A 14,564-nucleotide genomic window follows, 5' to 3' on the forward strand; every position below is an offset into this window, starting at 1 on the left:
TAGGCTTCTTCAGGATGACGACATGGACCTCCCGCACATCAGTGACGCCCTCGGCATCGTTCACCCTCTCTGCATCGACAGAGGCCGCAACGCCGAGGTCTGGGACGAACAGGGCAACCACTATATCGACTTCGTCGGCGGTATCGGCGTGCTCAACCTGGGGCATGGGCATCCCGACGTGGTCGAGGCAGTCAAGGCGCAGGTCGATACCTTGATGCATTCCGCCTTCAATGCCCTGCCGCATCGTGGCTATCTCGAGGTCGCCAGCACCTTGAATGCCTTCGTGCCGGTGTCTTATTCGCTGTCCTGCATGCTTACCAACAGCGGTGCCGAGGCCACCGAGAACGCTCTCAAGATTGCACGTGCTGCCACCGGGCGCCAAGGCGTGATCGCCTTCGACGATGGCTTTCATGGCCGCACGCTGGCGGCATTGAATCTCAACGGCAAGGTCAAGCCTTACAAGAATCGCCTCGGTGCCTTGCCCGGACCGGTGCATCACCTACCCTTCCCCAGTCGCGACGGTGGTGTCGACGCCGACACCGCCATGGCCGCCCTAGAGAGACTTTTCGAGGTCGAGATCCCTGCCGATGAAGTGGCCTGTATCATCGTCGAACCGGTCCAGGGCGAGGGTGGCTTTCGTCTACTGTGCGCCGATTTCGCCGCACGCCTACGGGCGCTGTGCGAAGCACACGGCATTGTGCTGATCTTCGATGAGATCCAGTCCGGCTTCGGACGCACCGGCAAGCGTTTCGCCTTTTCCCACCTGGGGGTCGAACCCGACCTGCTGCTGATGGGCAAGAGCATGGCCGCCGGACTGCCGCTGGCCGCAGTGGCGGGCAAGCCAGAGATCATGGATGCCCCACCTAAAGGTGGCCTGGGCGGCACCTATTCGGGCAATGCCGTCGCCTGCGCTGCGGCCCAGACAGTGATGGCGCTAATGAGCGAGGAGCACCTGGCCGAGTGGAGCGAGCGCCAGGAAGCGATGATCCTGGAAGCGTATCGTGGCTGGCGAGCGTCTGGCCGCTATTCAATGCTTGGCGACATGACCGGCATTGGCGCCATGCGCGGTATTGTCTTCGAGGATACGCCCGCAGCCACCGGCGCCGAACATCTGGCCGCGCTGATCGTCGCCGGTCGCGAAGAAGGCGTACTATTGATGCCCAGCGGGCGTCGGCGCAACGTATTACGTCTGCTGCCCCCATTGACCGCCGAACCCGAGGTTCTGGAAGAAGGACTGGCGAGGCTCGAGAGAGCGCTGCTGGCAGTACTAAGCGCGCATCCATCCAACGTCGACGACCGACACCATGAGGCACCGCCGATGACAGCCCCCATTTCCCATCACGAGATTCGTGACCGTTTCTCCAAGGCCATGTCGGCCATGTATCAGGCCGAAGTGCCCCAGTACGAAACCCTGCTCGAGCTGGTGGCTCAGGTGAACCGCGAGACCCTCGAGCGCGATCCTGAGCTGGCCGCGCGGCTCGAGGCTCATGATGAGTTGAATCGCCTCAGCGTCGAGCGGCATGGAGCCATCCGCGTCGGTACGGCCGAAGAACTCACCATGCTACGCCGGCTGTTCGCGGTGATGGGCATGTATCCGGTGGGCTACTACGATCTCTCCGAGGCCGGCGTGCCGGTTCACTCCACCGCCTTCCGGCCCATCGACGACGCCGCCCTGGCGCGCAACCCCTTCCGTGTCTTTACCTCGCTGCTACGCCTGGAGTTGATCGAGAGCGCCGAGCTACGCGAGCGCGCCGCCGGGATCCTCGCCGAGCGTGACATCTTCACGCCCGGCGCACGGGAGTTGATCGAACTCAGCGAACGCCAGGGCGGGCTCACCGACGAACAGGCCGACCGCTTCGTGGCCGAGTCGTTGGAGACCTTTCGCTGGCACCAGGACGCCACGGTGGACCTGGAAACCTACGAGGCGTTGCACGCCGAGCATCGATTGATCGCCGACGTGGTCTGCTTTCGCGGGCCACATATCAATCATCTGACGCCACGCACCCTGGATATCGACGAGGCGCAACGCCGCATGCCGGCGGCGGGGATGAATCCCAAGGAAGTCATCGAAGGCCCGCCGCGCCGCGACTGCCCGATCCTGCTGCGCCAGACCAGCTTCAAGGCCCTGGAGGAGCCGACCCGCTTCGCCGGTGAACGTCAGGGCACTCACACCGCGCGTTTCGGCGAAATCGAACAACGTGGCGTGGCGTTGACCGCCAAGGGACGTGCGCTCTATGACCGGCTGCTCGCCGAATCGCGTCAGCGTACGACCGGACTGACCAATGCCGAACACCAGCGCGTCCTGGCCGAGGTGTTCGCCGACTTCCCGGACACCGAAGCCGAGCTACGCCATCAGGGTCTGGCCTTCTTCGAGTACCGACTGACCGCAGCGGGGCGTGAGGCCGGAGCGGGCGCCGAGGCCGAGCTGGAAAAACTCATCGAGCAAGGGCTGGTCGCCGCTCGGCCGATCACCTACGAGGATTTCCTGCCCGTCAGCGCGGCCGGCATCTTTCAGTCGAACCTCGGCGATGACGGCAATCAGGCCTATGCGGGCAATGCCAACAAGGAGGCCTTCGAGGAAGCGCTAGGCGCCAAGGTAACCGACGAGCTGGCCCTCTATGCAGAACGCGAGCGCATGTCTCTTCAATCGACTCTCGAGGCCTTGAAGCGCTAAGTTCTACCGATTCAATCTTGAGAAATCACTATCGTTTGACCTGGACGGCAAGGGGGCGTCAATCCCCCAGCCCCAGCGACCGCTGCCAGCGCTTCTCGAGCGTATCGGGGCCGCTGGGGCGTCGAGTCAGTCACGTTCAAGCGATTCGTTTCCAAGTTGAAGGCATCATCCTACGAACGATCACAGGGGATGGGATTGATTCCAATCCGCAACCGGCGTAGCGTGAAGGCGTAGATTTCACAGGAGACTGGATCATGGCGGAAGCTAAGAGTGTCATCAAACGTGTCTATGTTCCTACCTATGTCCGCGACCTGCCCAATGGCGAACGCGTGACGGTGCCCGGACACTACAAGAAGACACCCACACACTCGCGCTGACGCTCGTGGTTGGGTCGCACCTCGCCCTTGCTTCGCGGGTATGCAACGAACCAGAAACGCCCTGCCAACCAGCAGGGCGTTTTGCGTAGGGAGGGGCGTGCATCGCATGCATCAGCGGCTCAGATCGATCTCTCGCGTCTGGCCGGCGCCGATCTCGATCTGCTTCAGGATCAGCGGGCTGCGCGAGCCGTCCGGCAAGCGCACACTCCCGGCCACATAGAAGACCCCCGCGGGAATGCCGGTGGCCTCGAAATAGCCGTTGGCGTTGGTCTTGGCGTAATGCGTGTATTCGCGGGCACGTGGATCAGCGGGCTCGATACGCTTCCCCGCTAATGCGGCTTCGGCGGCCTCGGCGGAATAGCGCGTGGCCGGGGCTATAGACACGGTTTCGTTCTTGCCCACCAGCGCACCGTCTGTCGATGAGGTATAGCGCAGTCGCCCCTTGACGACGGCGGAGCCATGCTTGTCCAGCTTGGCATATTCCTCGGCGGGAAACGCAACCTGACGTTCGACGGTTCCCACCGGCGTGCCTTCACCGACTTCCTCGATATCAACGGGCTGCGTCGGCCCATCCGTCGACAGCATTTCACAGCCACTCAATGCCAGCCCTACCAGAGCCAGACACCATCCCGTGCGTCCATGTCTCATTCCATGAGCCACCTTATAAACGAACTTAACGCGTAAGTTCTGGATTGAGCGTATAAGTCCCCATTACGCTGGATTGCTCGATGACATGTCCTTGCATGGCCTCGAGAACTTCATCACCGGTGAACTCGCCCTGCAAGCCCAGCGAGGCGACATCCAGCGCATAGACGGTGAAGTAATAGCGATGCACCAGAGTGTCATTCCATGGCGGGCAAGGCCCGTCATAGCCACCGTAGATGCCTTCGAGCTGTTCGTCATCGGCGAAGAAGTCCGTGTAGCTGTTGATACCGCGCACACCCTTGCCGGTATCGCCCGGCGCCTTGCCCATGGCCACGACACCATCGGCATCTTCGCCTTCGTCGATGCCGCTCACTGCCGTAGGAATATCGATCAGTACCCAGTGGTAGAAATCGGCGCGGGGCAGATCGGCTGGCACGCGGCGGCCCTCTTGGTTGACGTCGCTAGGGTCCGTGGGTGCATCCGCATCGACCACCAACAGCACGAGACTACGCGTCCCGTCGGGCACGTCGTGCCAACGAACACGCGGATTGCGATTGTCGCTGAAAAGAAGGAGCCGCTCGGGATCGGGAACGGCGAACGCGAAGCGTTCGGGAATGGGTTCACCGTCGATGATGTCCTGCACGTCGATGCGCATGCGGCTGCCTCCTGGTAGGCCGTGAAGAAGATGCTTTTGACTAGTTTGGCACATTCATGAGGCGGTGCGCATAGGACCAACGGCGCCCAGCGCGCAACGCCATTAGCGACACAATGAGATACCACGCATGCCAAAATGGAAATGGTTGGCATGCGCGGCATTGTAGTCCGGTCCTAGAGTCGTCCCGAACACCTCGCAGGCGCCGTCACGCACGCGATGCAGGAAGTCCGCCGCGTCATCGTCGCCCGTCCAGTCGTCGAGCACGGAAACACGGCGTCCGTCCGCTAGCCGAAAGGCCGCTACATCAAGCGCTTCCGCAGTGGCATGGTCGCTGCGGCGGGCATTGTCGCGATGATAGATGTTGCGGCAGGCGAAGCTCCCCAAGTGACGCACCGACGCTACCGGCTCACCGAACACCTCCCGCGCGGCCGGCTGCAGGCGTTGACGTTCGAACAGCGTCCAAGCCACCGCCAACGGACAGCTGACCACGAAACTAGCATTGAAATCGACCCCGGCACGGCGCACGCGCACCACGTTTTTAAGCGGGCAGCCGGCAACGGGAGTGTAATCCGCCAGCGGCGTATAATTCAGGGTACCAGCAGGCGCGGCGTCGAGAACATCGCGGCAGGCCTCACGATCGCCCTCCAGGCGACCGAGCTTCCACTGCGTTACCGGGGTAAGTGGATCATCAATCGCTAGCGGAGCGAAAGGATTCCACTCCTGGGGGATCGTCCAGACGTCCTTATCCAGGGCGATTCCCGCAGCAATCAAGGCGAAACTAAACGCGAGGAAGGCAAGCGATGGCTTCATGGCGCTCCCGACAAGGTGCAAAGCCTTCAGTGTAGAGAACGTCAGCGGTCATATGACGATCATCCTGCGAGAGATGTGAATTTGACCGATACTGTACGCACCTTCACCCGGAAAAGAGAACTGCCATGCCACGCTGGATTCCGCTCGCCTTCATCGCTGGCTTCTTCGCCGTGCTTTGCTTCCATCAGCCCATGGCGGGCTTGTTGCACGCCTACGCCATCATCCCGTTTGCGCCCTATGGCACCACAGCCGTACCTCCTTTGGGCGTTCCTCAGTGGCTGTCGGCGAGCTTCTGGGGCGGTGTATGGGGTATCGTCATGTTGTGGGCATTCACGCGTTACCACGTCACGACCGGGCTGTGGTGGAAAAGCGTATTGTTCGGCGGGATCGCGTTGACGCTCGTGGCGCTGTTTATCGTCTTTCCGCTCAAGGGGCGCGGCCTCAATCTCGCCGGGTTCCCCATCGGCTTTCTGGTCAATGGCGCCTGGGGGATAGGCACCTGGGTCTTCGCACGCTGTTTCGGGCTCTGGAAAGTCTCGCCACGGTCAGCGTGATCAGCCCCATAGCAGGGTTACCAACAATGCCAGTGCGCCCACGATCAATGCGGTGAGCACGGCAATGCCCACCAGCCGATCCAGCCAGACATCGACGCCACTCCGGGAGCGCCTCGCGAGTGCCGTTTTCCGACGGCGGGTGGCGCCGTGACGTTGCTGTCTGCCTGCTCTGGCCACTTGAGGCATTCCTGTCACTCCGGTGCATGCAATATCGCTTACCATAAGGGGTGAAGCGCGTTTCCACCACCGTCAACGTAAAATGCCCGGCCGAAGCCGGGCGTTTCATATGCTGCAAGCGAGCTATCACCCGCCTTCATGCGTATTGATACGGCGATTGACCACATTCGGAGCACGCCGATACCGCTCGGCATCGGCCAACGTTTCGGCTTCGAAGGCATCGGCGCCGACCGGCGTCTCTCCGTGGCGATGATAAAGTGCCGTCAGCATTGCCTTGCGATCCGCTCGCAGTTCCTTCACCAGCACGATGATCATGCCATAGAGAATGAAGGTAAATGGCAATGCCGCCAGTACTGCTGCGGATTGCAGCCCGTTCAAGCCTCCTGCCACCAGCAAGGTGAGACAGATCGCGGCGATCAACACGCCCCAGATAATCCGCTTCACCAAAGGCGGATTCAGCGAACCGCCATCGGTCATCTGCGAGACGATATAGGTCGCCGAATCTGCAGACGTCACCAGGAAGATGAAGATCAGAAACAGCGCCACCACCGACAGCACATTGGAGAAGGGCATCAAGTTGAACATCTGGAACAACGCCACGGTGATGTTATCGGCCGTTGCCGAGGCCAATCCGACATCACCGGACAGTTCCATGTTGAGCGCCGCCCCACCGAATACGCCGATCCACAGGCACGCCAGCAGCGGCGGCACTATCAACACGCCGAACACATACTCCTTGATGGTACGCCCGCGCGAGACACGCGCCACGAAAGTCCCCACGAACGGCGACCAAGCGATGACCCACGCCCAGTAGAAAATCGTCCAGGTGCTCGCCCAAGTATCGTCACTATAGGGCGCGACACGCAGGCTCATGCCCACGATGTTTTGCAGGTAATCGCCGATCCCCAAGGTGATGGTTTCGAGGATCGCCACGGTCGGTCCGGTGATCAGCACATAGAACATCAGCGCAAAACACAGCACCATGTTGAGATTGGAAAGGCGCTTGATGCCCTTGTCCAGCCCCGACCAGGTAGACACCATGTAACACAGGAACATGGCGCCCATGATGATGAACTGCCATTTGACGCCTTCCTCGACGCCGAACACCGCATGCAGACCACCATTGATCTGCAACACCGCCAGGCCGATGGACGTCGCCACCCCCATCACCGTGGCGACCACTGCGAACACATCCAGCGCCGGCCCTATCTTGCGCAGCTTGGGACGCTTGGCGGTCATGCTCGAAAGCACGTTGGACACCAGCCCCGCCTGCCCCTTGCGGAACTGATAATAGGCGATAATCAGCCCGACCACGGAAAACGCCGCCCACTGATGGATGCCCCAATTGAAGAAGCTATATTGAATGGCGTAGCGTGCCGCTTCCTCGGTGCCGCCTTCCATGTCACCGTAAGGCGGTTCGAGAAAGTGTGTCATCGGCTCGGCCATGCCATAAAATACCAAGCCGACGCCAAATCCGGCCGCCAGCAGCATGCTGACCCACGAGAAAAAGCTATAGGAGGGTGAGCTATCCTGCGGGCCCAGGCGGATCTTGCCGTACTTGCTGAAAGCCAGCGTCAGCAAGAACACCACGAACCCGAAGACCGAAAACAGGTAAAACCACCCGAAGTAGTGTGAAACAGTTGATAATGCCGTCGATGCCGCCTCACCGAAGCCCTCGGGAAAGGCCGCACCGATGGCGACCAGAACCGCCACGATCAAGGCGGAGACGATGAACACGTTTTGCCTTCCAAGATTGGCCATGCAGCTATCCTCTTAGTCTCCGACGATACGATGCCTCATGCACCTCACGGGTTCTTATCACCGAGCTCGGCATACCGGCAATGGCCCAGGGAACCAAAGCCAGGTACATGAGACCAATCGACCACGATGGCAGAATCATCGCCGCATGGCCATAACCGCATTTTATATTTAAGCAAATCAATCATTAAACTTCATTGAAGAGCCCGCTATGCCGTCACCGTCCCGCCTGGCTTCCGCCACCGCTTGGCTCGAGCGTCTTTCGCATTCACGGCACACCCTGCCGCTTTTGTTTTTCGCTTCGATGCTGGAAACTCTCCTGGTGCCGATTCCCATCGAGACCATCCTGATTCCCTGGATGCTGGCCCAGCCGCATCGTAAATGGCGCTTGGCAGGCGTGGCGCTGGCCGGCAACTTAACCGCCGCCGCTATTGGCTACGCTCTGGGGGCCTGGGCATTGAACACCTGGGGGACAACGCTCATCCCCTGGTTCGGCGGCCAGGACGCCTATGCAGCCTTTCAGGCGCGCATGGCCAGCGACGGCTTTATGGCGGTGCTCGCGGTGGGCATCATCCCCATCCCCTTCCAGATCGCTATGCTCGCCGCCGGATCGAGTGGCTATCCCTTCCCCATGTTTCTGCTGGCATCTCTTTTTGCGCGTGGCGTGCGCTATTTTGGCCTCGCCTTGCTGGTGCATCTCGCCGGCGACGCGGCCCTATCGTTGTGGCGGCGCCACGCACGCCCTATCGGCGTGCTGGGCATCGTGTTGTTCGGCTCGTGGCTCTGGCTTCAATTCATGCCATGAGCGCGCCCACGACCTTGAGTTATGCCTTCGTCATCCCAACAGAAAGGAAATATTGAGGACGCTAACGTTCACCCTATCCAAGAGGCCATCATGAGCCGACTCTCGCAAATTCCGCTGTCCGTGCTCGATCTTGCCCCGATCTCGCATGACGGCACGCCCGCCGAGACCTTCGAACGCACGGTCGATCTCGCCCAGCTCACCGATACCCTGGGCTACAATCGCTATTGGCTGGCCGAGCATCACAACATCGACGGTATCGCCAGTGCTGCCACGTCCCTGCTCATCGGTCATGTCGCCGGCAAGACACAACGCATCCGCGTAGGCAGTGGCGGCATCATGCTGCCCAATCACCCGCCACTGGTGGTCGCCGAACAGTTCGGCACGCTGGAGACGCTATATCCGGGGCGCATCGATCTCGGCCTGGGGCGCGCACCCGGCTCCGACGGCGTGACCATGCAGGCCATGCGTCGCAACCCGCGCGCAGGCGTGAATGACTTCCCCGACCGCCTGGCCGAGCTACGCGGCTACCTGGGCGACGCCCTGCCCGACCAGCGTGTCAAGGCGGTGCCCGGTCAGGGTACGCATGTCCCCCTCTGGCTACTGGGCTCCAGCGACTTCAGCGCGCGTCTTGCCGCACAGCTTGGCTTGCCGTTCGCCTTCGCCGGCCAGTTCGCACCGGGCTATATGCTCGAGGCCATCCAGCTCTATCGGCAAATGTTCCAGCCCTCCGAGGTGCTGGACGCGCCTTACGTGATGCTAGGCATCCCGCTGGTTGCCGCCGACAGCGACGCACATGCGCAGTATCTGGCTACCACCCAGCAGCAGAAGTTTCTCAACCTGATTCGCGGCAAGAGCACGCGGACCCTGCCCCCCGTCGAGGCCCTCGACTGGTCGCCGCAGGAACGCGCCATGGTCAGTCAGAACCTCGGCGCTTCCATCGTCGGCGGTCCCGAGACGATCCGCGACGAACTCGAAAACTTCCTGGCGCATACCCAGGCCGACGAACTGATGATCAACGGTGATTTCTACGACCATGACGACCGTCGTCGCTCGTACGAGATTCTCGCCGACGTCTGGAAAGGCTAAGACTCGCACCACTCATCTGCCCAGATGCAAAAGGCCGGCGTCAGCCGGCCTCCTTTTTGCGTGTTCACGAAACACTAATCCGCCTGCAAGCGAGCCTCACCCCAGCCGTGCGGCGAGTTTCTCTTCCAGCGTCGCCTGATCGTCGGCGAAGCGGCGAATGCCTTCGGCGAGTTTCTCGGTGGCCATGGCATCCTGGTTGAGTCCCCAGCGGAACGAGGCCTCGTCCAGCAGGGCGAGGCGCTCGCTGGCATCCCCGACGTCACTGATCTTGCGCTCGATCTCGTTTTCCTCGGCCTCGAGTTCCTCGAGCAGCGCCGGCGAAATAGTCAGGCGATTGCAGCCAGCCAGGCCCAGGATCTGGCCCTTGGTACGGAAACTGGCGCCCATGACCACGGTGTCGTAGCGGTAGCGGCTGGCGATGTCGCATACCTCGCGCACGAACACCACGCCCGGGTCTTCCTCCGGGGTGTATTCCTGCCCAGTCTTCTGCTTGTACCAGTCGGTGACACGGCCCACGAAGGGCGAGATGAGATGCACCCCGGCGTCGAAGCAGGCCCGGGCCTGCGCCTTGGAGAACAGCAGCGTCAGATTGCACTGAATGCCTTCCTTCTCGAGCTGCTCGGCGGCGCGGATGCCTTCCCAGGTCGAAGCCAGCTTGATCAGCACGCGTTCACGGCCGATCCCGCGCTGCTCGTAAAGCTCGATGAGGCGGTGCGCCTTCTTGATGCTCGCCTCGCGGTCGAAGGACAGCTTGGCGGCGACTTCCGTGGACACACGCCCCGGAATCAGCTGCGTGATCTCACTGCCCATGGCGACGGATAAACGGTCCACTGCCTCGTCGACCCGAGCCTGGGGATCGGCGATATCGGCCTTGACCTGCGCCAGCGTCTCGTCGATCAGCGCTTGATAGCCGGGCAGCTCGAAGGCCTTGAGGATCAGCGAAGGATTGGTCGTGGCATCGTGCGGCTGATAGCGCTTGATCGCCTCGAGATCGCCGGTATCGGCGACCACCATCGAAAGTTGCTTGAGAGCCTCGAGTTGCGTCATGGCAAATATCCTGTAACGAAAAGGGTCATGGGTCGCGTCTCATGGCGCGACGTCGTAGCGTTCGGCCAGCGCCTGACGGTAACGCTGGTAGAGTTCCTGGTAACGGCGCACCGACTCGCCACGCGGACGGGTCAGGGTATCGAGATCCACCTCGACGAGGCGTTCGGTCAATGCCGCCAGCGACTCGCCCTGCCCACGCGCCAGGGTATCGCACCAGGCGGCCTGAATCGCCCCGCCCAAGGCGGCGGCTTCGGTAATGCGGGGACAGATCACGTCGACATCCAGCACATCGGCGACGATCTGGCGCCAGACGGCACTCTTGGCGCCACCACCGACCAGACGGACTTGGCTGGCCTGCGATGCCAGCTCGTCCAAGCGTTCGAACCCATAGCGTAGCCCGAACGTCGTCCCTTCGACTACCGCGCGACAGAGATTGTCCGCCGTCGTGTTGAGGCTCGTCATGCCCTCGAAGCTGGCGGTGGCGTGTGGCAGCGCCGGCACACGCTCGCCATTGAAGAAAGGCAACGCCATAACGCCCTCGGCGCCCAGCGGGGCTCGAGCCACGCGCTCACCGAAGGTCGCCAGATCGAAACCCAAAAGCTCGCGCACCTTGGTCGTCGCCGAAGTCACGTTCATGGTGCAGATAAGCGGTAACCAGCCACCGTGGCTGGCGCAGAAATTGGCAACCTGGGCGTCCTCGGCCTCCACCGACACGGCCGAGTAGGCGTACACGGTTCCCGAGGTACCCAGGCTCAGGGTCACCATGCCGGGGGCGATATTGCCGGTGCCGATGGCCGCCATCATGTTATCGCCGCCGCCACTGGACACCAGCACGTCATCGCCGAGGCCCAACAGGCGCGCGACCTCGGGACGTACCGTGCCTACTGGCGCGTGAGAGTCGATCAAACGCGGCAGTACCGCTTCCGGGGACAGTTCCGGCGCCATGATCTGGAACACATCATGCCGCCACTCACGCGCGCGGGTATCGAAATATCCGGTGCCGGAGGCATCGCCGCACTCGGCGACACGCTCGCCGGTCAGCCAGAAGTTCAGATAATCGTGGGGCAACAGCAAGGTGGCGATACGCTGGTAGGCGTCGGGATGCGTGTCGCGCAACCAGGCGACTTTCGAGGCCGTATAGCCGGTTTGCAGTACCAGCCCCAGCTTGTCCAGACAGCTTTCCCGGCCGCCCAGGCGCTCGATCAGCGCCTCGTTGTGCAGTGCCGTTTCGGTATCGCACCACAGTTTCGCGGGATGCAGTGGCTGGCCATCGGCATCCAGCGCCACCATGCCGTGCTGCTGCCCCGAGACGCCGATGGCGCGGATGTCGCGCGCATCGATACGCGCCTCACTCACCGCCTCGTGGAACGCCTCGGTCAAGGCCGATATCCATTCGCTAACGTCCTGCTCACGCTTGCCGTTATCGCCTTCGATCAAATGATGCGGACGGCTGGCCTCGCCCAGGATCGCCGCGCGCTCGATATCGACCACCACCACCTTGGTGCTCTGCGTTCCACAATCCACGCCAACGTACATGTTCTCTCCTTCTTGTAACGCCACGTTGCATTATCCGCACGAGGCGGAACCTTCATCGCGTCACGCCAGACGCCCCTCGGCCACGGCACGCAGCGTCTCACGCGCGCCCTCGGCATGCAGGGACGCAAGTGCCTGCAGATAAGCATCGCGGAAACGTGCGTTCTCCGCCAGGTCACCGAACAAGGCATGCTGCTCGATGAACGCCGTGGGATGGATACGATTGTCGCTGGCCACCGCCATCAAACGCTCCTTGAGACGATCGACGACCTCGATCGGTTGGCCCTGTTCGTCGACCCCTTCAGCATAGCGCGCCCAGCTGGCCACCACGGCGGCGCTACGCTGGATCTCGCCGCCACGCGCGAGCTGTTCGCGGATCACCGGCAACAGCCACTTGGGAATGCGGTCCGAGCTTTCCGCGCATAGCCGCGCCAGGGTGTCCTTGATCTCGGGATTGGCGAAGCGCTCGATCAGGGTGCGCTTGTAGGCGTCAAGATCCACACCGGGGACCGGGGACAGGGTCGGCGTGGCCTCGCGATTCATGTAATCGAGCAGGAAGTCGACGAACAATGGATCCTGGCACACCTCATGGGCATAACGGTAACCCGCCAGGTATCCGAAATAGGTCAGCGCCTGATGACTGGCATTGAGCAGACGCAACTTCATCAGTTCATAGGGCACGACGTCGTCGACCATCTGCACGTCGACCTGTTCGTAGGGCGGGCGCCCTTCAGGGAAGCGATCCTCGAGGACCCATTGAGTGAAGGGCTCGCAGACCACCGGCCATTGGTCCTCGACGTCGAAACGCTCGGCGAGCGCGGCGCTATCATCGGGCGTCGTCACCGGCGTGATGCGATCGACCATGGCATTGGGAAATGCCACTTGGGTGTCCATCCATGCGCCGAGCGCCGGATCCAGGGCACGCGCATGGGCGGTGAACATCTTGCGGGCGACATCGCCATTGCCCTCGATGTTGTCGCAGGACATCACCGTAAACGGCGCGATACCCCGTTCGCGACGCCGCTTGAGCGCCGCGACGACCAGCCCGAAGGTAGTGCGTGGCGCTTCGGGCGTGGCCAGGTCCTGGCGCACCTCGGGGGTGGTGAGATCATATTCGCCAGTGATGTGATCGACGTTGTAACCGCCCTCGGTCACCGTCAACGAGACGATGCGAATCGCGGGGTCGCTCATGGTCTCGATGACCATATCGGGGGCCTCGGGCGCGTACAGATAATCGACGATCGAGCCGATCACACGCGCCTCGTACCGTCCGTCGGGATGCTTGACCATCAGCGTGTAGAGATGATCCTGCGCCGCCAGAGCATCGCGCATACGCACATCGCCCGGCATCACGCCGACGCCGATGATGCCCCAATCCAGTGCCTCACCACGATTCATCAACGTATCGAGATACATCGCCTGATGGGCGCGATGGAAGCCACCCACACCGATGTGAACGATGCCCGGTGTCACGCTATCGCGGTCATAGGCAGGCACGGCGATATCGGCCGCTAGATGTTGCAGGTTGTCGTTATTGAGTCGGGTCATGAATATCTCCTGCCGTGGGCGGCGAATGCTTCGCCTGTGGGTCTTTGAGTGCTCGGTCGCTTGCAAACCAGTGCAGACCGGCAGCAACGGAGGCGGCCTTGATTTCCCGAAACGCCTTCAGCGCATCCAATTGCCGCCGTCGATATTCAACGTCTGGGCCACCACGTAGTCGCTGTCATCACTGGGTTGTGAGAGATACGACACGTGGCCGCCTAGCGCGCACCCGGTCGCTCATCACGCCAGCGCTGTACCAGCGCGCCGAGTTCCGCCATGTGCGTGAGCACCTGCCAGGCACCGGCCTCGCGTAGCCGCTCTTCGTGGCCGGATTCGATATGGCTGGCGCCGGTAAAGCCGATCACCGTCATGCCGGCGGCACATGCCGCACGGGCACCGGACACGCTGTCTTCGATGACCAGGCAGGCCTCGGGGACCACCCCGAGACTCTGCGCCGCCAATCGGTAGACGTCCGGCGCCGGCTTGGGGCGCGCGACCTGTTCAGCAGTGAACAGCGGCGCCTTGCCGAGCAGTGCATCGAGTCCGGTGTTGGCCAGCGAGTCGACGACGCGGCGGCGGCGACTGTTGGAGACGATCGCCAGTGGCAAATCGAGCGCCTCGATGGCAGCCGCCACGCCGGCCATCGCCTCGAGTTCCTCGGCCAGGCGCATCTCGATCGCCGCATCGATACGCGTCAAGGCGTCATCGGGCAACGCATAGCCACTGTGGGCGGCGAGATGCTCGAGAATCGCCTGGGTGGTCATGCCTAACGCATGGCGCAGCTCATCGCCGATAGCCAAGTCGGGTAACCAAGCCGTCAGACACTCGTGTAGCACCGCCTCGGCGATGGCTTCGCTGTCGACCAGCACGCCATCGCAATCGAAGATCAGCATCTCCATGG

14 protein-coding genes and 1 pseudogene are annotated in these 14,564 nt (G+C 62.1%); 6 read left to right on the forward strand and 9 right to left on the reverse strand.

The annotated features are described in order from the left end of the window. Positions 1–22 precede the first annotated feature (22 nt). From L1073_RS09310 to L1073_RS17240, 3 genes and pseudogenes are all read left to right on the forward strand, one after another. Positions 23–1,249: pseudogene (locus L1073_RS09310) on the forward strand (2-aminoadipate transaminase); the annotation flags it as partial. Between the two features lie 69 nt (positions 1,250–1,318). After that, on the forward strand, positions 1,319–2,674 hold the full coding sequence (gene hglS / locus L1073_RS09315; RefSeq protein ID WP_246898937.1) for a 2-oxoadipate dioxygenase/decarboxylase HglS: 1,356 nt from the start codon (positions 1,319–1,321) through the stop codon (positions 2,672–2,674). 254 nt (positions 2,675–2,928) lie between these two features. Continuing rightward, complete coding sequence (locus L1073_RS17240; protein WP_263433926.1) at positions 2,929–3,051, forward strand: hypothetical protein; 123 nt, start codon at positions 2,929–2,931, stop codon at positions 3,049–3,051. Between the two features lie 111 nt (positions 3,052–3,162). Here the strand turns inward: L1073_RS17240 and L1073_RS09320 are convergent, their stop codons facing one another. From L1073_RS09320 to L1073_RS09330, 3 genes are all read right to left on the reverse strand, one after another. Further along, the gene (locus L1073_RS09320; protein WP_246898708.1) at positions 3,163–3,699 is read right to left on the reverse strand and encodes a carboxypeptidase regulatory-like domain-containing protein; all 537 of its coding nucleotides are present in this window, start codon (positions 3,697–3,699) and stop codon (positions 3,163–3,165) included. A 25-nt stretch (positions 3,700–3,724) separates the two neighbouring features. Further along, positions 3,725–4,351 carry a YbhB/YbcL family Raf kinase inhibitor-like protein gene (locus L1073_RS09325; RefSeq protein WP_246898710.1) on the reverse strand — a complete coding sequence of 209 codons (627 nt, stop codon included), beginning with the start codon at positions 4,349–4,351 and terminating at the stop codon, positions 3,725–3,727. 102 nt (positions 4,352–4,453) lie between these two features. Then, positions 4,454–5,161, reverse strand: coding sequence for an extensin-like domain-containing protein (locus tag L1073_RS09330; RefSeq protein WP_246898712.1), 708 nt, complete (start codon positions 5,159–5,161; stop codon positions 4,454–4,456). A 125-nt stretch (positions 5,162–5,286) separates the two neighbouring features. On the opposite strand from L1073_RS09330, the gene L1073_RS09335 reads away from it, so the two are divergent. Beyond that, positions 5,287–5,715 carry a hypothetical protein gene (locus tag L1073_RS09335; RefSeq protein WP_246898714.1) on the forward strand — a complete coding sequence of 143 codons (429 nt, stop codon included), beginning with the start codon at positions 5,287–5,289 and terminating at the stop codon, positions 5,713–5,715. Here the strand turns inward: L1073_RS09335 and L1073_RS09340 are convergent, their stop codons facing one another. Next, positions 5,716–5,901 carry a hypothetical protein gene (locus L1073_RS09340; RefSeq protein WP_246898716.1) on the reverse strand — a complete coding sequence of 62 codons (186 nt, stop codon included), beginning with the start codon at positions 5,899–5,901 and terminating at the stop codon, positions 5,716–5,718. Positions 5,902–6,018: 117 nt separating this feature from the next. Beyond that, complete coding sequence (locus tag L1073_RS09345) at positions 6,019–7,653, reverse strand: BCCT family transporter (RefSeq protein WP_246898718.1); 1,635 nt, start codon at positions 7,651–7,653, stop codon at positions 6,019–6,021. Positions 7,654–7,861: 208 nt separating this feature from the next. Here L1073_RS09345 and L1073_RS09350 point away from each other — a divergent pair, with 208 nt between their 5' ends. Both L1073_RS09350 and L1073_RS09355 read left to right on the forward strand, forming a co-directional pair. Continuing rightward, the gene (locus L1073_RS09350; RefSeq protein ID WP_246898719.1) at positions 7,862–8,455 is read left to right on the forward strand and encodes a YqaA family protein; all 594 of its coding nucleotides are present in this window, start codon (positions 7,862–7,864) and stop codon (positions 8,453–8,455) included. Positions 8,456–8,545: 90 nt separating this feature from the next. Next, positions 8,546–9,541 (forward strand): LLM class flavin-dependent oxidoreductase, encoded by a 996-nt coding sequence (locus L1073_RS09355; RefSeq protein ID WP_246898721.1) that lies wholly within the window; start codon positions 8,546–8,548, stop codon positions 9,539–9,541. A gap of 96 nt (positions 9,542–9,637) precedes the next feature. Here the strand turns inward: L1073_RS09355 and tal are convergent, their stop codons facing one another. From tal to L1073_RS09375, 4 genes are all read right to left on the reverse strand, one after another. Further along, positions 9,638–10,588: a transaldolase gene (tal, locus tag L1073_RS09360; protein WP_246898723.1), complete on the reverse strand. Its 951-nt coding sequence runs from the start codon at positions 10,586–10,588 to the stop codon at positions 9,638–9,640. A gap of 39 nt (positions 10,589–10,627) precedes the next feature. Next, complete coding sequence (gene xylB / locus L1073_RS09365) at positions 10,628–12,124, reverse strand: xylulokinase (protein WP_246898725.1); 1,497 nt, start codon at positions 12,122–12,124, stop codon at positions 10,628–10,630. Between the two features lie 60 nt (positions 12,125–12,184). Then, positions 12,185–13,669 (reverse strand): mannitol dehydrogenase family protein, encoded by a 1,485-nt coding sequence (locus tag L1073_RS09370; protein ID WP_246898727.1) that lies wholly within the window; start codon positions 13,667–13,669, stop codon positions 12,185–12,187. A 212-nt stretch (positions 13,670–13,881) separates the two neighbouring features. Continuing rightward, positions 13,882–14,562, reverse strand: a complete 681-nt coding sequence (locus L1073_RS09375) for an HAD family hydrolase (protein ID WP_246898728.1) — start codon at positions 14,560–14,562, stop codon at positions 13,882–13,884. Between the last annotated feature and the right edge of the window lie 2 nt (positions 14,563–14,564).

Source organism: Chromohalobacter nigrandesensis (genome assembly GCF_023061285.1).
GTDB lineage: Bacteria > Pseudomonadota > Gammaproteobacteria > Pseudomonadales > Halomonadaceae > Chromohalobacter > Chromohalobacter nigrandesensis.